Source organism: Mucilaginibacter sp., from assembly GCF_028288225.1.
In the GTDB taxonomy this organism is placed as follows: domain Bacteria; phylum Bacteroidota; class Bacteroidia; order Sphingobacteriales; family Sphingobacteriaceae; genus Mucilaginibacter.
In genome coordinates this window covers 30,366-55,465 of the sequence record NZ_JAQBOC010000018.1, presented here as the reverse complement: position 1 = coordinate 55,465, position 25,100 = coordinate 30,366, and the positions used below count along the sequence as shown (strand labels likewise).

Below are 25,100 nucleotides of genomic sequence, written 5' to 3'. Positions count from 1 at the left end.
AAAAAACGACATGGTGTGTAATTTTTACTACTAAAAACGTCCGGAGGTGTAATACGCAAATGTTATGAAAATGGTTGTAATTTTAAAAGTAGGGGATTAGTTGCTCATTTTGGGGTTTATAATCCCAGATTTGATAAAATGATTTAGGTGATTTGATTTCAATTGCCTAATTTAACTTTTGAAACTAAACATATATGCCTGACTATTTTGTAGACCCCAACATTGCCAAAGCCAAAACATTAAATGCCGATTTTTATACCAGCACGATAGTATTTGAGAAATGCCGGGAAAAAATATTTGCTCAATCATGGCAATTTATCGGAAATACCGACCTGGTAAAAGAAAATGGCGACGTGTACCCTTTTACCCTTTTAGAAAATTACCTTGATGAACCTTTACTATTAACAAGAGATAAAAGCGGGGCTGTCCACTTAATGTCAAATGTTTGTACACATAGGGGTAACCTGGTTGCTGATAAAGCCTGCAAACTCAGTAACCTCCGCTGCCGCTACCATGGGCGCATGTTTAATCTTGATGGCAGATTTGTTTCGATGCCAGAGTTTAAAGAGGTTGAGAATTTCCCCTGCGATGATGACAATCTGCCCAAACTGGAAACATTTAAATGGAGTAAATGGCTGTTCGCTTCTCTGGGGAATAAATACTCTAAGGAATTGTTTTTTAGGGATATGATAGAGCGCGTAAGCTGGATGCCGCTCGATGAGTTTAAATTTGACCCGCAATTATCGCGGGTATTTAATGTGAAAGCAAACTGGGCCCTGTACTGCGAGAATTACCTGGAAGGATTTCATATCCCCTTTGTGCATGCCGGCTTAAATGCTGTTATTGATTTTGGCGAATATGCTACTGAATTGTTTTTTCCATATTCCAGTTTGCAATTAGGCCTGGCCAAAAGTGCAGCCGATTGTTTTGAATTACCGGTATCATCACCTGATCATGGTAAAAATGTGGCCGCCTACTACTTTTGGGTATTTCCTAATATGATGTTTAATTTTTATCCCTGGGGTCTTTCTGTCAACGTTGTTGAGCCTGTTTCGGTTGGTGAATGCAGGGTGAAATTTTTCTCTTACGTTTGGGACGCATCCAGGTTAAACAAAGGGGCAGGGGCAGGGCTTGATAAAGTTGAACAGGAGGACGAAGAGATTGTAGAAAATGTTCAGCGCGGTGTGCGTTCAAGGTTTTATAAGCATGGACGTTACTCAGTCACACGTGAGCAGGGCACACATCATTTTCATCGCATACTTGCTGAATTTATGAATAAATAGCTGGTATGTGCAGTTATTGTTAGCTTATGATAATGATATTGTAAAAGTCGATTAATATTTAAATTAACCCCAACAAAACTGAAATTGACGTGTTTAGTTTAACATTGTAAAGCAAATGTAATATTGATAAAGAAATTAGATGTTTAAACATCTATTACTTACATTTGATCTAAATAAAACAATCAAAAAAAATAAGATCATGGCAACAGCAACAAAATGGGTTATAGACCCAATGCACTCAGAAGTTCAGTTTAAAGTAAAACATTTAGTTATATCAACAGTTAGCGGTTTTTTCAAAAGCTTTGAGGGAACATTAGAAACTACGGGTGATGACTTTGAAGATGCTAATATTTCGTTTGCTTTAAATATCGACAGCATTGATACTAATCAAACACAAAGAGATGAGCACTTAAAATCGGCTGAATTTTTTGATGCCGCCCAATATCCGCAGATCACTTTTAAATCAACTTCGTTCAAAAAAACAGGTGATGATGAGTATGACCTGTTTGGCGACCTTACTGTTAAAGGCGTTACTAAACCGGTTAAGTTAGCTGCTGAATATGGTGGTTCAACAGATGATTTTTATGGAAACACAAAGGCAGGTTTTGAAGTTACAGGCAAAATTAACCGTAAAGAGTTTGGTTTAACCTGGGATGGTGTTACTGAAGCAGGTTCAATTGTAGTAGGTGAGGATATAAAATTGCTCATCAACATCCAGTTTGCTAAGCAAAAGTAAGTTGATTGAGTTAGAATAAGTTTATTAGGTTGATAAGTCGACCTGGATATAAAAGCCATTTGTTAAAGCGAATGGCTTTTTGCTTTGTAAGCTTTTACAGAATATATTTGTAAATCATTATGTTAATTAAAATCTACCCCGAAAACCCTAATCCAAAAGCAATTGAGCAAGTTGTGGATGTGCTGCGTAAAGGCGGTCTTATCATTTATCCTACCGATACTGTTTATGGGTTGGGTTGTGATATTACTAACCATAAAGCAGTTGAAGCCATCTGTAAAATCAGGAATATTAAGCCAGATAAGGCTAATTTTTCTTTTATTTGCTACGATCTGAGCCATATATCTGATTATATCAAACCGATTGACAATACCACCTTCAGGGTATTAAAAAAGGCATTGCCGGGTCCGTTTACTTTTATATTTAACGCCAATCATAATGTGCCCAAACTGCTAAGTTCCAATAAAAAAACAGTAGGCATCAGGGTGCCCGATAATGATATCGCCAGGGAGATAGTAAAGCAGTTGGGCAATCCCATCCTGTCAACCTCTATAAAAGATGATGACGAGATCATCGAATACTCAACAGATCCAGAATTGATCCACGAAAAGTATGAAGACCTTGTAGACCTGGTTATAGACGGCGGTTATGGCGAAAATATCCCGTCAACCGTAGTGGATTGTACCGGCGGCGACTTTGAAGTTATCCGTGAGGGTAAAGGTGAGTTGGAGATGTATTTATAATCATTAAGGCCTGATTTCCTTAACAAAACCTGCTATTTTACCCAAATACTCTTCCGCCCCCAATAACTTAACAAAAGCACTGCCCACAATAGCTCCTGCCGCATATTCACAGGCTTTGTTAAATGATCTGTTATCTGAGATCCCAAAACCTATTATAGCCGGATTCTTTAGCTGCATCGCCTTAATTCGTTTATAGTAGTCTTCGATATTTACAGACACCTGTAAATTCCCGCCGGTTATGGATGACGAAGAAAGTAAATAAATAAAGCTATTGCTCAATTCGTCAATCTTGCGGATGCGCTCTTCGGATGTTTGCGGTGTTACCAGGAAAATGTTGCTCAGGTTATTGGTTTTAAAATAATCAGCATATAAGGTTTCATACTCATACATTGGCAAATCAGGTACAATAACGCCATCAACACCAACTTCTGCTGCCTTTTTGCAAAAACGCTCAACACCATACTGGATCATTGGATTGGCATAGCCCATTAACAGGATAGGGATAGTTACCCGTTTCCGCAGATCAGCCAATTGCTCAAACAATAAATTAAGCGTCATGCCGTTTTCCAAAGCTTTTTCTGAGCTGTGTTGAATGGTAGGGCCATCAGCTACGGGATCAGAGTAGGGGAAACCCACCTCCAGGAAATCAACCCCGGCCTTTTCTAAAGCTTCGGCAATATCAAGAGTAGTGTTCAGTTCAGGGTAACCTGCTGTATAGTAGATGGATAACAGATTATCCTTTTTTGTATTGAAAAGTTGATTAAGGCGGTTCATGTTTTTATAGTTGTCTGAATCAGAATTTACAGGATTTTAGAATTAACAAAATTGTCTGGTGTTAAACATCGATTGCATCTTGGAAATTCTTAAATTCAGTGAATTCTGATTCAGAAATTGAAATATTTAATATACGTATCCAAATCTTTATCCCCACGGCCCGAAATACAGATCACTATATTGTCAGTTGGGTTAAACTCCATTTTTTCAAGCTGGGCAAGTGCATGTGCCGTTTCAATAGCTGGGATAATGCCTTCCAGCTGGCAGCAAAGTAAGCCTGCCTGTAAGGCTTCGTCATCGGTAACACTTACATACTGTGCCCGGTTAATTTTAAATAAATGGGCGTGTTGCGGGCCTATTCCCGGATAATCAAGTCCGGCTGAAATGGAATAGGGCTCAACCACCTGCCCGTCATCGGTTTGCATCAATATGGTACGGCTGCCATGTAAAACCCCTTCGCGACCAAGGAAAGTAGTTGCCGCAGAATGACCGCTATCTACTCCTTTGCCGGCTGCTTCAACGGCTACCAGCTTTACTGATTCGTCATCCAAAAAGTGATAGAACATGCCCATTGCATTACTGCCGCCGCCAACACATGCCATTACATATTCCGGTAATTCCTTACCTGTATGCTCAAGCAACTGTTTTTTGGTTTCTAAAGAGATGATTGACTGAAAGCGTGCAACCATGTCAGGATATGGATAGGGTCCAACCACAGAACCTATGATGTAATGTGTATCAACCGGGTTGCCTATCCAATCGCGCAGGGCCTCATTGGTGGCATCTTTTAATGTTTTACTGCCTGATATAGCCGGAACAACCTTGGCCCCCAGCATCTTCATGCGCGAAACATTGGGTGCCTGCCGTGCCATATCTATCTCGCCCATATAAACTACACATTCAATCCCCATAAGGGCACAAACGGTAGCAGTTGCAACGCCGTGCTGACCGGCACCGGTTTCGGCGATTATGCGCTTTTTACCCAGGCGCTTTGCCAAAAGAATTTGTCCGATAGCATTATTTATTTTATGCGAGCCGGTATGGTTCAGATCCTCCCGTTTGAAAAATATATTGGCGCCATATTTTTCAGAGTATCTTTTAGCATAATACAAAGGCGACGGGCGCCCTACATAATCTTTTAAAAGCTGGTCGAATTCCGCCTTAAATGAATCATCATTAATGATAGTTAAATATTGCTGGCGTAATTCTTCCACATTAGGATACAGCATTTCGGGGATATAAGCTCCACCAAAATCACCGTAATACCCTTGTTCATTAACTCCGTATTTCATTACTCTATGCTTTGTTTAATAATAGTAAATGCTTTTTCTAATTTTTCAATGCTCTTTAGTCCCGGCGAAATCTCAAACTTACTATTAAGATCAACACCGTAAAATTGAGGATGATTGATGTATTTTACTTCTTCTATATTATCAGGACTTATTCCTCCGCTTAAAAAGAAAGGGATCTCTAAATCATATTTATCAAGGATGTCCCAGTCAAATGTTTGTCCGGAGCCGCCATGACTTTCCGTTTTAGTATCAAATAAAAACAAGTCTACTTTCTTTTTGTACGCTTTTAGCTGCTCAAAATCAAAATCATTATTTATTCCAAATGCTTTGATCACTATTGCTTTGTCTCTGAATGAATTGCAGAAGTCCGGGTTCTCATTTCCATGCAGCTGTATAAAATCAAAATCATATTTATCAATCAGTTTATTAATGGTTTCGGCGTTTTCATTTACAAAAACAGCGGTTTTATTAATAGTATCCGGAATATTCGCGAGAACCTCAACCTGCAATTCGTCAATAAACCTTGGTGATCCGTTATAAAATATAAAACCTACATAATCAGGTTCTAAAGCTGCAACAGCTTTTATATTTTCAGGATCTCTTAAACCGCAAACTTTTATCTTCATCTCAGTTAGCAACTAATGTTTCAAAGCTTTTCAAAGCTTTTTTGGTGATCAGTGATTCTTCTGCTTCATAAAAACAATCAGCAAAGCTTTTTTGAGGATTTATTGTGCTGATAGCCAACGCCGCATTGCATAAAACCACATTGCTTTGTGCTGCAGTAGCGCGGTTATTAAGTACTTCAACAAAAATATCTGCCGATTCACTGATCGTACTTCCTCCTAAAATATCTTTAGGGTCAAGTTTTTCAAAGCCCATACTTTCAATACTGTTTATCTTTTCGCCAGCGCCCGAAAATGTTTTAAAATCGCAGGTTAATGACACTTCATCATAACCCTCCAGTGCATTTACTATAGTGTATTTAATATCCGATTTTTGATACAGATAGGCATAAACCCGGGCAAGCTCTAAATTAAAAACACCTACCAATTGATTTTTTGGTTTTGCCGGATTAACTAATGGACCTAACATGTTAAAAAATGTTTTTACCCCGAGCTCCCTGCGGATTGGTGCAACGGTTTTCATGGCAGGGTGAAAAAGGGGTGCGTGTAAAAAGCAAATATTCGCCTCGTCTATATTTGTTTTTAGCTTATTAGTATCATTGGTAAATGTACAACCTAAAAATTCCATCACATTTGATGACCCGCAACCAGATGAAACGCCATAATTACCATGCTTGGCAACTTTATAACCGGCTCCCGCAACAACAAAGGAGGCAAGTGTTGAAATATTAAAAGTATCCTTACCATCACCACCAGTACCACACAGATCAATTACCTGGTCAGTTTCAAGGTCAATAGGCAGGCAAAGCTCAAGCATAGCATCGCGAAAACCTTCCAGCTCATTAACGGTAATGCTGCGCATGCAATAGGCCGTCATAAAGGCTGCCATTTGCGAATTGTTGTATTTACCCTGTGCAATAGCAGTCAAAATTTCTTTTGACTGCTCACGGGTAAATGTTTTGTGTTCAAAAAGGTGATTTAATATCTGCTTCATAAGCCCCTAACCCCTAAAGGGGGATTTTAATGGTTATTTATTGTTTACTATTTCACCCTCCAAATAACTCCCCCTTTAGGGGGCCGGGGGGCAAAAAAAAGGGTTGCCATTATGGCAACCCTTCTGAATATTTTGAAAAAACATAAATGGAATTGCCTTACGATTACTCGTTAAGCCACCACCAATTATTGTTTATTGCTTTTATTATCATTTGTGCCACAAATATGGAAATAGTTTTTACTAAAAGCAAGCAGAATGATATTTTTACAAAGCATAAAGCTAATGTATCTGATTATGGCTATCCAAAAACGAAAAATAAACCCTGAAGATGATCTAGGCTTTGGTCCACAGCCGGTTATGAAAAACCAGCCTTTAATGAATAAAGACGGGTCGCCCAACGTAAAACGTGTAGGGCTGTCATTTTTTAATACAGCTAATAGTTACCATACACTAATTACAATGAGCTGGACAAAATTCTGGTTGGTTGTTTTAAGCAGCTATTTAATTGTCAATATAATATTTGCATTTATCTATACTTCAATAGGCCCCCATAGCCTGGATGGAACATCAGGAAATACCAGGTTCGATCATTTTATGGATGCCTTCTTTTTTTCGGCACAAACCATGTCAACTGTAGGCTACGGGCATATTAGTCCAAGGGGGATGACAACAAACAGTGTGGCTGCATTAGAGTCAATGATGGGGCTACTGGCATTTGCATTGGCAACCGGCTTGTTGTACGGGCGATTTTCGAGGCCATCGGCACAAATTATATATAGTAAAAACATATTGGTAGCGCCTTACATGGATACAGGCCGGGGTGTGATGTTCCGTTTGGCCAACCTGCGAAGAAATATGCTGATCGACCTTGAAATTGAGATCATATTTTCATACAATGAAACCGTGGATGGAAAAACAGTACGCCGGTTTTATCCCCTTGAACTTGAACGCCGCAAGGTGAGCGTGTTAACATTAAACTGGACAATTGTGCACCCGCTTGATGAAAATAGCCCACTTATTGACATGACGAAGGATGAGCTTATTAAATCAGAAGCAGGATTTGCTATTCTTTTAAGGGCGTTTGATGATACCTTTTCACAAACAGTTCATTCACGAACACAATACCAGGCTCATGAAATTATTTGGGGTGCTAAATTTAAACCTGTTTTCGACCGTGATGAAACCGGCCGGATAGTTTTAGATATCAGCAAGATAAGTGAGCATGTGCCATTTGATTTGGAAAAGGTTGGGGTGGAATAAACCATTAGGTTTAGCAGATGCTTCTATCTAAGCAACGAATTTCTTTCTTTCGCCAAAGTATTATAAACCAGCTTATCCAGTAGCTTAGGAAAAAATTTGCCTATCAATACTGTTAATTTTCCTTGCCCGGTCATTATCAGCGTTCTTGACCGGCTTTCAACACCATTAGCAATAATTTTAGCAACTTCATCGCTGGTCATCATACTTTCTTCGTTTAATGTGCTTTCCCGCTGTTCATTACCTTCTTTATCCAAAGCCGTATTGCGGATGTTTGATGCCGTAAAACCCGGACATGCAGTTAATATGTGGATACCTGTTTTTAAGTTCTCAACCCGTAAAGCATCTAAAAATCCATTCATGGCAAATTTTGAGGCCGAATAACCTGAGCGTCCGGGTAAGCCTTTGTAGCCCGCTATTGATGATACGCCAACAATACTGCCTTTGGTTTTTAAGATCTCTGGTAACGCATATTTGGTACAATAAACTGTACCCCAAAAGTTTACATCCATTACCGATTTTAGAACTTTAACATCAGTATCCTTAAATAATGCCCGCATTGAGATCCCTGCGTTGTTTACCAGTATATCTATTTTATCAAAAGTAACAAGGGCCTGCTTAATCAAAAGCTCACAATCTCCTTCAATGGTTACATCGCATTGCACAGCTACAGCTTTTATTTTGTATTGCTGCTCGAGCTGTTGTGTAATTGTGCATAAATTAACAAAATGCCTTGCACCCAAAACAAGGTTTGCACCGCGTTTGGCAAATTCTATGGCAAGAGATTTGCCTATTCCTGAAGAAGCGCCGGTAATTATTACTATTTTATTGGTTAAGTTCATGAATTGATGAAGTATTATTTGCCTGTGTCTAAGTGCTTTATGATGCTTTTAATAGCTTTATCGTCAATAGAGTCAAGCTCACCTTTATCGTAAATGGTTAACAAATAAACCTCCTTGTTTTTAGATAAAAGATACGTTATAACTCGGGCTCCGCCACTTTTACCTGCTCCTTTACTCTTTATTGCAACTCTAATTTTATAAGTATTATTGCCTAATGATGTCCCAGATGTAGGATCATTTGCTAAATAAATGTTGAGGTCAACGAGCTCACTTTTAAGGGAAGGGTATTTTTTAATAAGTCTTTTAGCTTCTTTTTTAAATTTATCTGTGGGGATAATGCTAAAGCTCATTAAGAAAATCAGTTAGGGTTTGCTTTTTTTCTTTGGAATTTTTCAATAAAGCTACCTGGTTAAAAGCTTCTGTTAAGTCCGATTTGATTTTTAATGTCTGTTCGTACTTTTTAAGTTTAGCCAAAACCTTTTCCCAATCAGTTAATGATAATTGGACGGCTTTTGGGTTGCCATTTACATCACTCAAATATTGAAGCGCTAATTTCATGCCTCAAATTTAAGAATTTTATTTTTTTTGATTGTATAACTTAATCATCAATGTTAATTAATAAAATTTAGTAATTATGATGATAGAAGTGGTTAAACTTTTTATTTAACCTCATAATTTGAAGGGAATAACTGCGGTATGCCCTTCAAATTAATGTCAGGCATTTTTATTAAATATTTGACGGCGAATATAAACATAGCGCCATAAAAATACTTAATGTAGTTCCAGCTAAATTTGGCCAAATGATGGTTTTCGAAATTGATGATATATGTTTTTGGATAATAGTAATTTTTAAAGCCAGCCAACCTTAACCTGTATGAAAGGTCAATATCAGCTCCGTACATAAAGAAGCGCTCATCAAACATCCCGGTTTCATTTAATGCCGAGCTGCGCAACATCATGCAAGCGCCATTCAATATATCAACCTCGGCCACCTGGAACTCTTCAACCCAGTCTTTACGGTTGCGATCATATAAACGGGTTTTAGAAAGATGCCTGGCAAAGCCGATAAGTTTTAAAAATGCGCCCCATGTTTTTGTTAAACCGTGGATAGACTCCGGTAAAAAACGACCCTGCGGACTAAGCATTCTTATACCTGTGCCACCTGCATCAGCATGCCCGTCCATAAAATCAATCATCTTTTCAATTGAATCTTTGATGGTTATTGTATCCGGACTGACCAGTAAAACATACTCACCTGTACTCTGTTTTATAGCCTGATTGTTTGCCTTTGCTATTCCCAGGTTGGCGTCATTTGCAATAACATTTATATCTGGAAAATTATTCTCAAGCATTTGTAATGAATGATCAGTAGATGCATTGTCGACTATAAGTAATTCATAATCAATGCTTTTACAAGCATCAATTAAAGAATATATTGCTTGCTTTAGCAATATACAAGTGTTACGGTTAACAACGATTATTGATAGCTTCATATTTACTTTGACAATGAATTAACATACGGAATGCGTGTTACAATGGATCTGCCCAAGGTAATTTCATCTACGTACTCTAATTCACCACCAAAAGCTATGCCACGAGCTATGGTTGAGATGGTTATATCAAAAGATTTTAAACGTTTATCTAAATAAAAAATAGTGGTATCGCCCTCCATTGTAGCGCTAAGGGCAAAAATGATCTCTTTTACGTCATTTTCTTTTAAGCGTTCAAGTAATGAATCTACTTCAAGGTCTGCCGGTCCGACGCCATCCATTGGCGATATTAAGCCACCCAATACATGGTATACACCATTATACTGGTTGGTATTTTCAATAGCCATAACATCACGGGTATCTTCGACTACACATATGAGGTTATGATCCCGTTTTGGGGAAGAGCAGATCTGGCAGACGGGATGATCGGAAATATTTAAACAAACCCTGCAAAACTGGATCTCGTTACGCAGCTTGCTTATAGTCGCACTAAACTTTTCTACGTCACTCTTATCCTGGTTAAGCAAGTGCAAAACCAACCGTAAAGCAGTTTTTTGGCCTATCCCCGGCAGTTTCGCAAATTCAGCTACAGCATCTTCCAGCAACCTTGATGAAAAGTTCATATCGCGAAGATAGGGAATAGTCCGAAAGTCCGGAAGTCTGCAAGTTCGAAAAATGACGCGCAATTTGGCGAAAATAAATTATTGGATAAATTTCATTTTGTTTGATAACTTGTCGCCCGGATTTAATGTTATGAGTTTGCAGGCTAATTGATCAACCTGATTTCTCTAAAATTTATGCACAATGCGAAGTAATTTTGGTTATGATAATGGGTTAAAAAACTCCTTAAAATAATAATGTTAAATTGTACTTTCGATAATTAGTTCATCTTTCGGACTTCCGGACTTTCCGGACTTTCGGACTAACAAAGCAACATGTCTCCCGGAGTACTACTCACATTTATCATCGGCTACTTTTTAGTATTGCTCATTATATCATGGTTAACCTCACGTAAGTCATCAGATAACGATACTTTTTTTGTGGCTAATCGTAATTCTAAATGGTACCTAGTAGCTTTTGGAATGATTGGTACCGCATTAAGCGGAGTGACATTTATATCGGTACCCGGCAAAGTTGGCGCTGTAACCGGCGATGAGTTTGAATATTTTCAGTTTGTTTTGGGTAATGCCGCTGGTTTTGTAGTTATAGCAACAGTTTTGCTCCCGCTGTATTATCGACTGAAACTCACTTCAATATACAGTTATATTGAAGGAGCCCTTGGTGCCTGGAGCTATAAAACTGCAGCTGGGATCTTTTTGATCAGCCGGATCATAGGTTCATCATTCAGGCTGTACCTGGTGGTTATAGTTTTACAGAAATTTATTTTTGATAGTTACCATGTGCCATTTTTTATAACGGGTTTAATATGTTTGTTGCTGATATGGTCGTACACATTTAAAGGCGGCCTTAAAACCATTATTATTACAGATAGCCTGCAAACGCTATTTTTAGTGTCGTCGGTATTTTTGTCGATGTATTTTATTTGCCAGAGCCTTCACTACAATATTTTTGAAGCTGTCGACGCAATAAAGAAAAGCAGTTACTCCAAGGTCTTTTTCTTTGATAATTTTTTAACCAGCAAATTCCATTTTAGCAAGGCTTTTTTAGGTGGGTTATTTATTACAGTGGCTATGACGGGTCTTGATCAGGACCTGATGCAAAAAAACCTGAGCCTTAAAAATATCCGTGAAGCAAAAAAGAACATGTTTAGCTTTACTGCAGTTTTTGTGGTTATAAATATTTTCTTTTTGTGTGTGGGTGCCCTGCTTTATATGTACGCAGCAAAATATGGCATCACAGTTGAAAAAACGGATTACCTGTACCCAACAATCGCCTTAAAATACCTGGGTCTGATCCCTGCAATGGTATTTATGCTTGGCTTAACGGCAGCTACCTTTGCAACTACTGATTCAGCTTTAACGGCACTTACTACATCTTTTTGTGTAGACTTTTTGGGCTTTAATAAAAAATTGAATGTCAACAGCAAAGAAATGGTAAACGTACGCCATTATGTGCATATCGCATTTTCGGGCTGTATGCTGTTAACAATTATTATATTTAATGCTATAACTAATACGGCAGTTGTTAATGCCATATTTAAAGTGGCATCATATACCTATGGGCCATTGCTTGGCCTTTATTCGTTTGGATTATTTTTAGGTAACCGGCAGGTTAAGGATAAGTTAGTGCCTTTTATTTGTTTAATCTCTCCCGCAATATGTTATTATCTAAGTATTAATTCAGCCAAATTGTTGGGCGGTTATGTTTTTGATAACGAACTAATAATAGTTAATGGATTAATTACATTTGTTGGTCTGTGGCTTACATCTTCAAAAAAATCCGAACGACTGGAAGTCCGAAATTTTGATAATATTGAGGGGGCAAACTTAACAGGTGATTTATTGTAATATTATTGCAGATTAATTAACTTTTACCGGACTTTACCGACTTTCGGCTTCCGGACTAAAAAAGATGTATGACAGGTGAAGAGAAAATAAGACAAGCTTTTGAGAACAAAAATTGGCAGGAAATTAAAGTAACCGATTCCTGGCAGATCTTTAAAATTATGGCTGAATTTGTTGACGGCTTTGAAAAGCTGGCAAAAATAGGTCCATGTGTATCCATATTTGGTTCGGCACGTACACATAACGATAATAAGTATTATAAGATAGCAGAAAACGCTGCACGGATCTTAACCGAAAGGGGATATGGCGTGATTTCCGGCGGCGGGCCAGGTATTATGGAAGCCGCTAACAAAGGTGCTTACGAAGCTGGCGGGAAATCTGTAGGGTTAAATATCGAATTGCCTTTTGAGCAATTTCATAATAAGTATATAGACAGGGACAAGATTCTGGAGTTTGATTACTTTTTTATCCGTAAGGTAATGTTTATGAAATACTCGCAGGGTTTTATTGTTTTACCTGGTGGGTTTGGAACTATGGATGAATCATTCGAGGCCATTACGCTGATACAAACGGGTAAAATTGCCCGGTTCCCCATTATATTTGTTGGTGTTGATTATTGGAAAGGACTGTTTAACTGGGTTGAGGAAAAAATGCTTGACCAGGAACACAATATCCATCCCGACGATCTGATGCTTTACAGGCTGGTTGATACTGCCGAGGAAGCAGCTGAACATATTTTCCGGTTTTACGAGAAGTATGTGCTGAAACCGAACTTTTAATTACAGGGAAACTGTAACTATATTGGTTTTAGCAAAGAGGACAAGTCCTGAGTCAGTTAATTTAACTTTTTGGCCATTTAAAATACAATATGATGACCTGGAATTTACTTTAAACAAAACTTTCCACTTGGGCTTGCTTTGAGTGATTGTATAAGTACACTTCTTTCCTTTAGTTTTTACATCAATTGCTAAATTATTACTCCCCACTTGTACATTCTTGATATTGATGTTTTTCCATGTTGAAGGTAAGTTTGGTTTGATATTTACAGTATGATTGACGGCATCAGGTGATATTCCAAATACATAGCTCACCAGTGGTATGTCGATGCCGTAATTTGTCCATGCCTGTGTGAAGCAACCATAATCCGGCATCATTTCAGAAATGGAGCCGGGTAGCACCCGGTTAAACGTTGCCGCTATTTTTTTTACATACCACATCGCCGAGTCTATCCGGCCATACTGGCATTCGGCAACAGCTTGTACCCCGGTGGCTATGGTCATCATGTATTTCTTCTCCACTGCTGATAAGTAGGGCCCGTATTCACCACAATTCTCTTGTCGGATCTTGTCAAGTGCCATAATTGCTGTTTTATGTGGAGCGATTCCCGTTTCCATAGGAGTGTTTATTACCCAGTTTTTATTTGTTAACCAGCCGCGGCTTGTGTCGGGCATCAAGCCAATTTTTTTCTGCAATTCTTTATAGAAATTTTCTCTTTCATTTTGTTGTTTATCACGGGTATTAGATTCTCTGATTTTCAGTTGTTTTAAAGCGCCATCCAATGTAGATAGTGCCTGTTGTTTAGTTCCATAAAAATCACAGTATGACAGGCTCTCCTCATCCCAAAAGTCCTTATTTATTTTAACCTTTAAGTTATTTGCCAGTGAGTTATATTTTTCTTCTGTTTTTTTATCACCCATTATCATTGCCATTTCAGCTGCATTTTTTAAGGCTTGCTGGGTATAAACAGCAACGTCAATAAGTTCCGCATTTAAGCCGGTTACTTCCATAATGCCGTAACCCTCCGGAAACATATTATGATTAGTATCCATGGTGTTCAGGAGCCAGTTGATCCCGTCTTTTATTGAGGGGTAGATCTTCCTGATAAAAGCAGTGTCTCCTGTCCATTTTAAATAAGTTCCGGAACACATAATAAAATGGGCGGTTTCCTGCGTGTTGCCTTTGTTATATACTTTGCCGCTTGTGGATATTTCATGAACTATACGGCCATTTCCATTCACAGCCTTTGATTTATTGTATAATAACCCGAGCGTTGATTTTGCCAGTTTAAAATCCCCGGTGGCTAAAACACCCTGCAAAGCGTAGGTGTTATCGCAGCCAAACCACCACGGATATTCCATATACCCGGCCGTGAGCCCCGTGCCGGTTCCCTGCACACTTCTTATCAGCCAGTTAGTGTTTATCTTTACCCAGTTATAAACATCTTGAAGCTGTGCATCGGGAATGGTAATTTGAGCACGGGAAATAACTTTTTTATAATTATTTATTTTCTCCTTTAATAATTCGTTATAGTGCTTTAACATATTGCGGGAATATAGTATTGCCGCATTTTGATCATTTTCTGATCCGGCGATGCAAAATGTAATGCTCTTAGTGCTATTATTTTCTAAGGTAAAATCATAATCTGCAGTATATGAAACGCCACGGCCAATAGTTTTATATGGCAGGTTTGTTCCTGAATTTAATTGCTGATCGTTTGCTGTTACAGATGATACCATTGCCAGGTACCATGGTTTAACACTGTCTTTGGCTAAAAAATAATCATCCTTTGGTTTTGATAATATTTTGTCTGCAAAATCAACATCGACCGTGTCTGTGAACCAGACTGGCCTGATATCCGTTTTTAAATTAAATGAAAGCTTTAACTCCCTCTTTGCCTTGCCGGTATACTTCACAGTATATTTTACCAGGGTTCCTGTTTTACCATCCGGGCAAAATTGAAAGCGTTCAATGCTTATACCATCAAAAGGTAATTTGTAAATGAATTTATTACCATAAGGATAGGTTATAAATTTATCAGCGTTTAACCACATGGCTTTGCCTGTACTTTTATCGGTTACACTTACCCAAAAACCGTCGGCAAGTTTAAAAGGCGGACACCATAAGCCAGCCATTTCGCCCTTTACATGATCACCCATATCGGGAAATTTTCCATCCTGGGTTCCTATGAGGTAGGCGCGGTCTCCGGCTGTTACATAAGGATTTGTATTATTTATTTTACTATTGCTAATTCCTTGCATAATATGGGTCGCGTAAGGATCAACGGATTGAGACTTTGCCTTACACATTACAATCAATAACAAAACAAATAGAGGAAAAGCTTTCATGCCAGGATGAATGAAAATGGTTTATAATGGGGCAAATTACATTTTTTAAGGCTAAAATTTATAATTTGAAGAAGTCATATAATAATTTTTAACCACCAGGACATTCCCGCTATATTCATATCGTATATTAATAAGCTTTATGTCGTTGGCTTTTTTCTATATTTTATATTGTTCCAAACTAATACATTTTCGATTAGCATGGTGGTTGGCTGTGGGGACACAGCCAACGGGAAAGGGAAATAAGCCCCGGTTTACCGGGGCTTTCATAGTTACTTTTGATACAGCCTCTTCTTTTTTAAAACAGCGTTTTTATTATTTCATACCGGCTTTTGCGGCCTCTGGCTTTTGAGCGGCATAAGCTTCGGGATTACCGGCCATATCAACCATGTTGGTTACTTCGTCAACCAGTTTTTCAGGTGTACCTATGTAACCCACATACTTAAAGCGGATATTCCCGTTTTTATCAATAATAAACTTAGTTGGTATTCCTGATACATCGAATGTACTTACTACTTTGTCCTGCTTGCCACTTGCGTTTTTTTCATCCAGCAGTACGTGGAAAGTGTATTTATTATCAGCAATGAACTTTTTAACTTCATCGGTATAATTTGCTGCAGTTTCCCATACATCAACAAATAAAAACTTAACATTAGGATCATCCTTGTATTTGGTTACTGCCATTTGCATGCCCGGAAATGAAGCTTTACAAGGGCCGCACCAGGTTGCCCAAAAATCAACTATTACCACTTTGCCTTTAAGGTCTGCCAGTGATACGGTTTTACCATCAAGGTCTTTCAATGCAAAAGCAGGGGATGGCTGATTGATCATAGTTTTAGCCAGCTCTGTCAGTATTTTGTTTTTTGCTGCCGATTCAAGCGAAGCCAGGTATTGCTCATACCCGCTGTCATTGCCTTTTATTTTAGCATAGTTCTTTTTGAGCTCGGCTTTTATTGTTTCAGTTCCTTTGCCGTCTTTTATAGCATTTTCAGCATTTTGTTTTACTTTGGCGGATTGTCCTAAAGCGCTTAGTATCTGTATGTAATGCTCATATACTTCAGCTTCAATGTTTTTGCCGCTATGGTCAAATACGGGTTGTTCATACTTAAGGGCCTCATCCAATTTGTTTTCTTTAAGTAAGATCAGGGCATAGGTATCAGCGTACATATCGTAGGTATACTCGTAATTCTTTTTCATTTGCGAAGGAGAAGTGTATGCAGCTCCAACAGGATTGCTGATCTTTTCTGAAATAATATCCAGCGATTGTTTCGATAATTTCTCAGCGTCAGCCAAATGCTCGCCTTTTTGCGCCCATGGATAAGCTACATTATTTAATGATCCTGCTAAATTTGTTTTATTTTTAACTAAAGCTTCATATTTATTATAATTGGCCATATCGCCTTTTTCAAGATATGCGCTGGCCAATTGTAATCTGAGGTTATCTTGTATTGTATTTTTGTCAGTAGGGCTTTCCGGATACTTTTTAATATAAACGTTGTATATAGAATCCTTTTTTGCAAGATCTTTTTCTTTAGAAAATGCTCTGCCTAAACTGTTTTTAACGGTTAATCCATCAGGGAATTTTGTTTTGATTATTGCATTTAATGAATCAGCTCTTGCTGTTTTTTTCGACATGCTTAAGAGGTTGGCTGCAAGCATCAGGTCTTTTTCATCAGCGCTTTTTTCAAGAACAGTAATTTTGGCATCAACCGCAGCTTTATTTGCAGGCGTCCTGGCTAAAAATGAGTAATAATTTGCTTCGTACTCCTTTTCACTTTGCGGGTACATTGCAAATTCCTTTTTGTATAGGTCGATTCCTGCGGCATTATCCGTTTTTATTTTTGCAAAATAGGTGCCCATTCCGCTCGAAAGCAAATATGCCTGCATGGCATAAGCGCCTTCAACGGGCTGCTTATCTTTATAAACAAGGTACACATACCCCTTATCATTATTGTTATCAACCTGTTCGCCACCGCTTATTTTTACAAAAAAAGCTTTAGCCGTTGCCGGAACCGTAACTTCACCGGTCAGTAATTTTTCATTTGCTTTCAGGTCGATGTCAGCGACGGGATAGTCTTTATTATCCAGGTAATAAACGGCAGCGGTAAGATCTTTTTTTCCATCCAATGCGGTTCCTGCGGGATCATAAGTTAAAGTTATCTTTTCGCCTGCAGAAGGGTAGGCATCAGACAGTTTAAGATGTGTTTCGGTTTGTGCAAATGCACACTGCATGGCCAGGATGCCCGGTAATGCAAATAGGATTTTCATGTTTTTCATACGAGTGTTTTTTTTAAGGTTAAGGAAGCAATATTGAAAATGATGCCCTGTATCACAAATCATGAAGGCCTCGTAATAACTATATTATTAGTTAAAGTTAGTGATTGTTTATTTATAAGCAAGTTTTATTTAAAAAAATTATATAATAATTTTTATTTTGCGGGCTATGCACAAACCTAAAAAACAGGCAGCGCTTGGATTTATTTTTGCCACTTTACTAATTGATGTTATCGGGCTGGGAATTATTATACCAGTTATACCAAAGCTTATTGAACATTTAATTCATGGAGATGTAAGCGATGCTTCATGGTATGGCGGATGGCTTACTGCCGCTTATGCGGGCATGCAATTTATATTTGCGCCGGTTATAGGTAACCTTAGTGATAAATTTGGCCGCAGGCCGGTATTACTATGTTCTCTTTTGGGTTTTAGTGTTGATTATTTATTTTCTGCCTTTGCGCCTACTATAGCCTGGTTGTTTGTGGGTCGCATTGTTGCGGGTATAACAGGTGCCAGCTTTACAACAGCATCTGCCTATATTGCTGATATAAGCGACCCTGAAAAACGCGCAGCCAATTTCGGATTAGTTGGTGTTGCATTCGGCCTTGGGTTTATTATAGGCCCGGCTCTGGGCGGTATTCTCGGAAAATATGATGTTCATTATCCGTTTATCGCTGCCGCCGCCCTGGCATTACTTAATGCAATTTATGGCTATTTTATCTTACCCGAATCATTAGCGCCGGAGAACAGGCGGTCGTTTGATATTAAAAGAGCAAATCCTTTCGGCTCGGTAATCCAGCTAAAAAAATATAAATCTGTAATAGGTTTAGCATTATGCATGTTCCTGATCTATTTTGCAGCACAGGCCGTGCAAAGCGTATGGACTTATTACACAATCAAAAAATTTAACTGGAATGAGGATATGGTGGGTTACTCGCTTGGCTTTGTGGGCTTGATGGTGGCTTCTGTGCAGGGAGGTTTGATCAGGATAATATTGCCTAAACTGGGAACCGAACGAAGCATTTGGATTGGCCTGCTTTTGTACGCTTCAGGTCTTGCTTTTTTTGCTTTTGCTGTTAAGGGTTGGATGATGTTTGCTATCCTGATTCCTTATTGCTTAGGGGGAATAGCGGGCCCTGCAATACAAGGATATATGAGTAATAGCGTACCTGCAAACGAACAGGGCGAACTGCAGGGCGGCCTTACAAGCTTAATAAGCATTAGTTCTATATTCGGCCCGCTGTTGATGACTGAATCATTTTATTATTTTACAAAGCCTAATCCGTTTTTTCAATTCCCGGGTGCGCCATTTGCAATAGGTGCTATATTGATGCTTTTAAGGGCGATATTAGCTGTACGGAGTTTTAGGGGGGAAAAGAGATCAGAGGCCAGAGATCAGAGTTTAAATTTAGTCCGGAAGTCCGGAAGTCCGAAAGAAAAAGTTACCTAATATCCCAAATTGACATTTCAACTTTCACATTAGCTAATCTCTGATCTCTAGTGTTAAGTCAACAGTCTTAAGTCGCAAGTCTTAAGTCAAATTTTGTCTTTTTCTGACTTAGAACTCAAGACTTTCGACTCAAGACTAAGCGTCAATTCATGATTGACACGACACTAGCTTCTAATTTCTAATCTCTAATACTATATTTATTTTATGCTAACTAAAACTTTTATACTCATCGGGCCTTTTCACTATGAAATAATATATGGCAAAACCTAAACAATCTGCGGCGTTGGGATTTATCTTTATAACCATCTTTATTGATGTTTTGGGTTTAGGCATCATAATTCCCGTAATGCCCAAGTTATTGCAAACCTTAGGTCATATTGATATAAGTATAGCATCACAATATAGTGGCTGGTTAACTTTTGTCTATGCATCAATGCAATTAGTTTTTGCATCGATATTGGGTAACCTTAGCGACAGGTATGGCCGAAGACCTGTTTTATTGATTTCTCTCTTCGGTTTTAGTATCGATTATCTGTTTATGGCTTTTGCGCCAACTATTGCATGGCTATTTGTAGGCCGGTTTATTGCCGGGATATCAGGTGCAAGTAACGCTACAGCTACGGCTTATATAGCAGACGTTAGTACAGGCGATAAAAGAGCCTCAAATTTTGGACTGGTAGGGGCTGCATCTGGATTTGGGTTTATAATAGGTATTGCTTTAGGCGCATACCTTGGCGCTATTGATATAAAAATCCCTTTCATAGCGGCGGCGGGGCTGGCATTTTTTAACGGGCTTTATGGTTTGTTTGTTTTACCGGAATCATTACCGCTTAAAAACAGGAGAAAGTTTGAATGGAAACGCGCCAATCCGGTTGGGGCCCTGGTAAGAGTTTTTACTAAACAGCCGGCTTTAACCGGTTTGTTAGGTGCTATAACATTGGTTTACATCGGCCAAAAAGCTGTAGAATACCTGCTGTCATTCTACTTATTCGAAAAATTCAATTGGACATTAAGCAGTGTTGGTACACTCGGTATTGTTATAGGCCTACTTCTGGTAGGAATACAAGGAGGGCTTATCAGGTATACGATACCAAAATTCGGACAGGAAAAAAATATTGTAGCCGGGTTGGTATTTTATGCAATTGGATTAACGCTAATAGCTTTTGCAAGCCAGGGCTGGATGATGTACGTATTTATGATCCCTTATTGTTTGGGCGGGATTTCCGGCCCGGCACTGCAAGGGCTTACAACAGGTAAGGTTTCTCAAAAAGAACAAGGTGAGCTGCAAGGCGCAATAACAATTATTAATAGTTTAAGCGTGATTATAGGGCCGCTCATTTTTGGTTATGTATTTTCATATTTCACTCACAAAGACTCGATTGTTTATTTTCCGGGAGGTGCATATCTCCTTGCCTCAGCGTTAATGCTGATAAGTGCTTTTATAGCTGTAAGAAGCTTTAAAAAGACTGAACAAGCTGGTGTTAAGTCAAAAGTCTTTAGTCGGAAGTCATAAGTGAATTTTATTGTTTTTCCGGCTTAGAACTCAAGACTTTCGACTCAAGACTAAGCGTTAACTCATGATTGACACGACACTAGTTCAACCCGCTAACACCGCCTGAAATCACAAATTTCATCATATCTGCTGCGCTTCTATCTATAAGTTTTACCTTTTCGGCAGATATGATAACAACCTGCCCGGCAAATGAATAGGAGTAGGGGAAGTAAACGGCAACTTCTCCCGGCAGATTTAACGCGGAAAGGTCTTTTTGTACCATAAACCCTATTTTCTTTAACCCAAATTCATTTATTTCAACCAATACAGGTTCATTGAATTTCTTTTCCTCGCCAACAAAGGCTTCTGTAAGGTCTTTTATAGAGGAGTATAAAAATTTAAACAGCGGCAAACGGTTAAGCCAGCGGTTAAACCAGCGTTTTATAGGGTCGGTTACTACATTGGTTACCAATATGCCCGCTATTAAAATTATAACCAGCACATTTAAAATGCCCAAACCCGGAATATATACAGGTTTTCCGGTTTTTGGGTCGGTCCATAACATATCGCTTAAATTCAGGGCACTATCAATACTTTTAACTGCCCAGAAAATTAAAAGAAAAGCTGCGCCAAGCGGAACTACAATCAATAAACCTTTAATAAAATACCGTAAAAGTGCCCTTGCAATCTGCTTCATCTTAACTCCTGTTTCTATTCGTAAAAGTACACCCTTTTTACCCGTTGCGAAACATTGGTTAAAATTTCATAAGGTATGGTGCCAATTTGTGTCGCCAATTCATTAATGCGCTGCTGCTCATTAAATATTATAACCTCATCACCCTCCCTTACATCAATCCCTGTAACATCAAGCATGCACATATCCATTGTTATATTGCCGACAGTGGGCACCAATGTACCTTTAACAAGCATTTTACCAACTCCGTTGCCAAAAGCACGCAGATAGCCATCGGCATAACCAATGCGTACGGTTGCTATCTTTCCATCCTTCGCCAGTTTGCCGCTGCGGCTATAGCTAACGGTTTCTCCGGCTTTTACTTTTTTTACTTGTGCAATACTGGTCTTTAAGCTTGCAATCGGTTGTAAGCCGGTATCAGGTGTCGCCATCCCCATGTCAATGCCATACAATCCTATCCCAAGTCTTACCATATCATAATGAGCCCCGGGCCAGCGCATAATGCCTGATGTGTTACTCAAGTGTTTGATCACCTTATAGCCCAAAGTTTTCTCTATCTGCTTGTAAGCCTTTTCAAAACTATGGATCTGCTTTTTTGTAAATTCGTCATGTTCTTTTGCCTCACTGGCAACCAGGTGCGAAAATACTGATTGTACACGCACATACCTGTTTTCTTCCAGCAAATCGCACAGTGTTTCCACATCGGCATTTTCAAAGCCCAGCCGGTGCATCCCGGTATCAATTTTTAAGTGGATAGGGTAATCCAGTACGTTTTTCTCCTGTGCATACTTTATGTATTCGTCAAATAAGCCAAAGCTGTATATAACAGGCTCCAGCTTAAACTCGGTTAACTTATCAAATGCCGATGCCTCGGGGTTAAGAATCATTATTGGCAGGTTAATACCGGTATTACGCAAAGCTACACCTTCGTCAATATAGGCTACAGCAAGGTAATCAACCTTATTATACTGCAATATGTTGGCTATTTCAAAAGTTCCGCTGCCATATGAAAATGCTTTTACCATTGCCATTACTTTTACTCCCGGCTTTAATTTGGAGCGATAAAAATTAAGGTTGTTTAGTAAGGCATTCAGATTGATCTCTAATATAGTTTCATGAGCTTTTTGCACCAACGCACGGCTTATGCGCTCAAACTCAAAACTACGGGACCCTTTTATCAGGATGGTTTCTTCCCTGAAATTTAGCACCCGCAAATGTTGAAGCATGGCTGATGTATCCGGGTAAAAGTGTTTTTCAGCCGTATCAAAATAATCCTGGTGAATTGACAGCGCTTCGCCAACGCCTATAAATTTATCCACCTGTTTAATCTTTATCATATCGGCAACCTGCCTGTATAATACATCGGCCTGTAATCCTGACTGGTAAATATCCGACAGGATCAATGTTTTTTTATGATGCTGGTTTTGCTGTGTTAAAAAATTTAATGCAATCTCCAGCGACTGAATATCCGAGTTGTATGAATCATCAATAACCGAACAATCATTTATTCCCGTTTTTAGCTCAAGCCGCATGCTAACGGCATTTAAATGTTCTATCCTTTTATCAGCCTCAACGGCAGTGTACCCCATGGCCAGCATAGTGGCCCAGCAAACTATAGCGTTTTCAACAGAAGCTTCGTCCAAAAATGGGATCAGGCATTCAATCTCTTTACCTTTATATTTTGCCCTTAAATAGTAATTTTTTGAGATCACAGTTTCACTGAAAACATACAGATCGGCTTGCTTGAATTTGGTGCTCCAGGTAAAACAGTTTTTAACAGGGATTTTATCTTTAAAGTCAATTAGCTGATCGTAATTGTGGATCAGCAGCCGGCAATTTTTAAATAATCTTAATTTCTCCAGTACCTTTTGGTCGCGGCTTTCAAAGCCCTCGTCATGTGCTGGCCCAATATGTGTTAATATGCCAACAGAGGGCTTTATAATAGCTTCCAGCTTATCTATTTCACCAACAGTAGAGATCCCCGCCTCAAAAATACCCAGATCGTTTTTTTCGTTTATCTGCCATACAGAAAGTGGTACGCCAATTTGCGAGTTGTAACTTTTAGGGTTCCGTACGATGTTTTTATCGGGCGATAATAGCTGGTACAGCCATTCTTTCACAATAGTTTTGCCGTTGCTGCCTGTAATGCCTATTACTTCAAGCTTAAAACGGGTACGGTGATAAGCAGTCAATGTTTGTAAAGCGGCAAGTACATCATCTACCATTAAAAAGTTGGCTGAAGGGGCTTTTATTTCATTACCCTGCTTTACTACAAAATTCCGAACACCGCTAGCGTAAGCTTCGGCAATAAACTCGTGCCCGTTTCGTCTGCCGCTCAAAGCAAAAAACAAGCCACCCGCAGGGTTGCTGATCCGGCGGCTATCAGTTAATAAGGTGTTGATATTGTATTCTTTAACAATAACTCCGCCTGCATTAATTATTTGTTGGATCTCCGAAATGGTGTATTGATTGCTGAGCATGGTACGAATTTGCTTATATTTCTGTAGATAGAAGAATTTTTAACGATTTTTGGTTTTAATGGACAGCCCAAAAACAAATAAAATAACTGATGTAAAAGTAGCCCTGGCAAAGGCCGAACATTATTGCGCCTACCAGGAACGCTCGCAGCAGGAGGTACGCAATAAGCTTTATGAGTGGGGGCTGTGGGAAGCGGCGGTTGAAAATATTATTATCTTATTGATAGAAGGGCGCTTCTTAAACGAGGAACGTTTTGCAAAAGCTTATGTGCAGGGCAAGTTTAAACAAAAAGGGTGGGGGAAGATCAAGATAAAACAGGGGCTTAAATTAAAAAAGGTGCCTGATGTTTTGATAAAAAAAGCATTGCTGACCATAGCAGGAGACGATTATTTGAAAACACTGGAAAGGCTTTTGGAGAAAAAAGACAAAACAATAACAGAAAAAGATCCCCGGAAACGCCAATATAAACTGCAGCAGTACGCTTTTAGTCGCGGATATGAGAGTGATCTTGTTTTAGATGTTTTAAGGGAAAGGGTTGATTAGGTTGATTAGGTGAGTGGTTGATTGGGTTGGATTGGGTTGGTTGGGTTGGAATGTTGAATAGGTAAATTTTTTTTTTAAGCGTAAGCCTTTAGCTAACAATAACTTAATAAAGGCAATTCAAACCAATCAACGCAAAATCAAAAAAAATAAAATTTTCATTTGCAGAATAGGCATTTCTCTCTATATTTGCACTCCGCAAGCGAGAAACGATAGTCAGCAAGTGAAAATCAGCAAAGCGGAGAATAAAAAATGCGAAAGTAGCTCAGTTGGTAGAGCACGACCTTGCCAAGGTCGGGGTCGCGAGTTCGAATCTCGTCTTTCGCTCAAATCCCTTCCACAAGAAGGGATTTATTGTTAAAAGGTTTAATCACCTGCTCAGGTGACGAAAACTGGTAGACAAGGAACCATGCTCAGATGGTGGAACTGGTAGACACGCAGGACTTAAAATCCTGTTCCCGTAAACGGAGTGCGGGTTCGATTCCCGCTCTGAGTACATTTAGAATCGAACAAGAAGCCTGGTATGAAAATATCGGGCTTTGTTGTCTTAA

22 protein-coding genes and 2 tRNA genes are annotated in these 25,100 nt (G+C 38.9%); 11 read left to right on the top strand and 13 right to left on the bottom strand.

Annotation, left to right across the window (positions count from 1 at the left end):
• Positions 1-194: 194 nt before the first annotated feature.
• The 3 genes from JWQ54_RS05780 (at position 195) to JWQ54_RS05770 (ending at position 2,759) form a co-directional block, all read left to right on the top strand.
• Positions 195-1,283 carry an aromatic ring-hydroxylating dioxygenase subunit alpha gene (locus JWQ54_RS05780; protein WP_299581522.1) on the top strand — a complete coding sequence of 363 codons (1,089 nt, stop codon included), beginning with the start codon at positions 195-197 and terminating at the stop codon, positions 1,281-1,283.
• A gap of 199 nt (positions 1,284-1,482) precedes the next feature.
• Entirely contained in the window at positions 1,483-2,019 is a 537-nt protein-coding gene (locus JWQ54_RS05775; protein WP_299581519.1) for a YceI family protein, read from the top strand.
• A gap of 119 nt (positions 2,020-2,138) precedes the next feature.
• On the top strand, positions 2,139-2,759 hold the full coding sequence (locus JWQ54_RS05770) for an L-threonylcarbamoyladenylate synthase (protein WP_299581517.1): 621 nt from the start codon (positions 2,139-2,141) through the stop codon (positions 2,757-2,759).
• A 3-nt stretch (positions 2,760-2,762) separates the two neighbouring features.
• Here the strand turns inward: JWQ54_RS05770 and trpA are convergent, their stop codons facing one another.
• From trpA to trpD, 4 genes are all read right to left on the bottom strand, one after another.
• On the bottom strand, positions 2,763-3,533 hold the full coding sequence (gene trpA / locus JWQ54_RS05765) for a tryptophan synthase subunit alpha (RefSeq protein WP_299581515.1): 771 nt from the start codon (positions 3,531-3,533) through the stop codon (positions 2,763-2,765).
• A 110-nt stretch (positions 3,534-3,643) separates the two neighbouring features.
• Positions 3,644-4,825 carry a tryptophan synthase subunit beta gene (gene trpB, locus JWQ54_RS05760; protein WP_299581513.1) on the bottom strand — a complete coding sequence of 394 codons (1,182 nt, stop codon included), beginning with the start codon at positions 4,823-4,825 and terminating at the stop codon, positions 3,644-3,646.
• Entirely contained in the window at positions 4,825-5,451 is a 627-nt protein-coding gene (locus JWQ54_RS05755) for a phosphoribosylanthranilate isomerase (protein ID WP_299581511.1), read from the bottom strand. Before JWQ54_RS05755 ends, trpB begins: the two co-directional genes overlap by 1 nt.
• 1 nt (position 5,452) lies before the next feature.
• Positions 5,453-6,442 carry an anthranilate phosphoribosyltransferase gene (trpD, locus tag JWQ54_RS05750; RefSeq protein WP_299581509.1) on the bottom strand — a complete coding sequence of 330 codons (990 nt, stop codon included), beginning with the start codon at positions 6,440-6,442 and terminating at the stop codon, positions 5,453-5,455.
• A gap of 294 nt (positions 6,443-6,736) precedes the next feature.
• Here trpD and JWQ54_RS05745 point away from each other — a divergent pair, with 294 nt between their 5' ends.
• Entirely contained in the window at positions 6,737-7,702 is a 966-nt protein-coding gene (locus tag JWQ54_RS05745) for an ion channel (protein WP_299581507.1), read from the top strand.
• A gap of 23 nt (positions 7,703-7,725) precedes the next feature.
• On the opposite strand, the gene JWQ54_RS05740 is transcribed toward JWQ54_RS05745, so the two are convergent.
• From JWQ54_RS05740 to recR, 5 genes are all read right to left on the bottom strand, one after another.
• Positions 7,726-8,541: an SDR family oxidoreductase gene (locus tag JWQ54_RS05740; RefSeq protein ID WP_299581504.1), complete on the bottom strand. Its 816-nt coding sequence runs from the start codon at positions 8,539-8,541 to the stop codon at positions 7,726-7,728.
• Between the two features lie 14 nt (positions 8,542-8,555).
• On the bottom strand, positions 8,556-8,891 hold the full coding sequence (locus JWQ54_RS05735; protein ID WP_299581501.1) for a hypothetical protein: 336 nt from the start codon (positions 8,889-8,891) through the stop codon (positions 8,556-8,558).
• Positions 8,881-9,099, bottom strand: a complete 219-nt coding sequence (locus JWQ54_RS05730; protein WP_299581499.1) for a hypothetical protein — start codon at positions 9,097-9,099, stop codon at positions 8,881-8,883. Before JWQ54_RS05730 ends, JWQ54_RS05735 begins: the two co-directional genes overlap by 11 nt.
• A gap of 101 nt (positions 9,100-9,200) precedes the next feature.
• Positions 9,201-10,034, bottom strand: coding sequence for a glycosyltransferase family 2 protein (locus tag JWQ54_RS05725; protein WP_299581496.1), 834 nt, complete (start codon positions 10,032-10,034; stop codon positions 9,201-9,203).
• A 2-nt stretch (positions 10,035-10,036) separates the two neighbouring features.
• Positions 10,037-10,654, bottom strand: a complete 618-nt coding sequence (gene recR / locus JWQ54_RS05720; RefSeq protein ID WP_299581493.1) for a recombination mediator RecR — start codon at positions 10,652-10,654, stop codon at positions 10,037-10,039.
• A 312-nt stretch (positions 10,655-10,966) separates the two neighbouring features.
• Here recR and JWQ54_RS05715 point away from each other — a divergent pair, with 312 nt between their 5' ends.
• Both JWQ54_RS05715 and JWQ54_RS05710 read left to right on the top strand, forming a co-directional pair.
• A complete protein-coding gene (locus tag JWQ54_RS05715; RefSeq protein ID WP_299581490.1) occupies positions 10,967-12,499 on the top strand; it encodes a sodium:solute symporter in 1,533 nt (510 codons plus the stop codon).
• 68 nt (positions 12,500-12,567) lie between these two features.
• Positions 12,568-13,275 carry a TIGR00730 family Rossman fold protein gene (locus JWQ54_RS05710; RefSeq protein WP_299581487.1) on the top strand — a complete coding sequence of 236 codons (708 nt, stop codon included), beginning with the start codon at positions 12,568-12,570 and terminating at the stop codon, positions 13,273-13,275.
• Here JWQ54_RS05710 and JWQ54_RS05705 read toward each other — a convergent pair whose 3' ends face one another.
• Positions 13,276-15,534 carry an amylo-alpha-1,6-glucosidase gene (locus tag JWQ54_RS05705; protein WP_299581484.1) on the bottom strand — a complete coding sequence of 753 codons (2,259 nt, stop codon included), beginning with the start codon at positions 15,532-15,534 and terminating at the stop codon, positions 13,276-13,278.
• A 399-nt stretch (positions 15,535-15,933) separates the two neighbouring features.
• Positions 15,934-17,886, bottom strand: coding sequence for a TlpA disulfide reductase family protein (locus JWQ54_RS05700; protein WP_299581481.1), 1,953 nt, complete (start codon positions 17,884-17,886; stop codon positions 15,934-15,936).
• A 175-nt stretch (positions 17,887-18,061) separates the two neighbouring features.
• Between JWQ54_RS05700 and JWQ54_RS05695 the strand changes: the two genes are divergently transcribed.
• Together JWQ54_RS05695 and JWQ54_RS05690 are read left to right on the top strand one after the other, a co-directional pair.
• Complete coding sequence (locus JWQ54_RS05695) at positions 18,062-19,345, top strand: TCR/Tet family MFS transporter (RefSeq protein ID WP_299581478.1); 1,284 nt, start codon at positions 18,062-18,064, stop codon at positions 19,343-19,345.
• 256 nt (positions 19,346-19,601) lie between these two features.
• Positions 19,602-20,858, top strand: coding sequence for a TCR/Tet family MFS transporter (locus tag JWQ54_RS05690; protein ID WP_299581475.1), 1,257 nt, complete (start codon positions 19,602-19,604; stop codon positions 20,856-20,858).
• 79 nt (positions 20,859-20,937) lie between these two features.
• On the opposite strand, the gene JWQ54_RS05685 is transcribed toward JWQ54_RS05690, so the two are convergent.
• Both JWQ54_RS05685 and JWQ54_RS05680 read right to left on the bottom strand, forming a co-directional pair.
• On the bottom strand, positions 20,938-21,534 hold the full coding sequence (locus tag JWQ54_RS05685; RefSeq protein ID WP_299581474.1) for a DUF502 domain-containing protein: 597 nt from the start codon (positions 21,532-21,534) through the stop codon (positions 20,938-20,940).
• Positions 21,535-21,548: 14 nt separating this feature from the next.
• Positions 21,549-24,011 carry a bifunctional UDP-N-acetylmuramoyl-tripeptide:D-alanyl-D-alanine ligase/alanine racemase gene (locus JWQ54_RS05680; RefSeq protein ID WP_299581471.1) on the bottom strand — a complete coding sequence of 821 codons (2,463 nt, stop codon included), beginning with the start codon at positions 24,009-24,011 and terminating at the stop codon, positions 21,549-21,551.
• A 58-nt stretch (positions 24,012-24,069) separates the two neighbouring features.
• Here JWQ54_RS05680 and JWQ54_RS05675 point away from each other — a divergent pair, with 58 nt between their 5' ends.
• The 3 genes from JWQ54_RS05675 to JWQ54_RS05665 all read left to right on the top strand — a co-directional run bounded on the left by JWQ54_RS05675 (position 24,070) and on the right by JWQ54_RS05665 (position 25,045).
• On the top strand, positions 24,070-24,552 hold the full coding sequence (locus JWQ54_RS05675) for a RecX family transcriptional regulator (protein ID WP_299581470.1): 483 nt from the start codon (positions 24,070-24,072) through the stop codon (positions 24,550-24,552).
• A gap of 251 nt (positions 24,553-24,803) precedes the next feature.
• Positions 24,804-24,876, top strand: a tRNA-Gly gene (locus JWQ54_RS05670).
• Positions 24,877-24,960: 84 nt separating this feature from the next.
• Positions 24,961-25,045 (top strand) — tRNA-Leu (locus JWQ54_RS05665).
• The last annotated feature ends 55 nt before the right edge of the window (positions 25,046-25,100 follow it).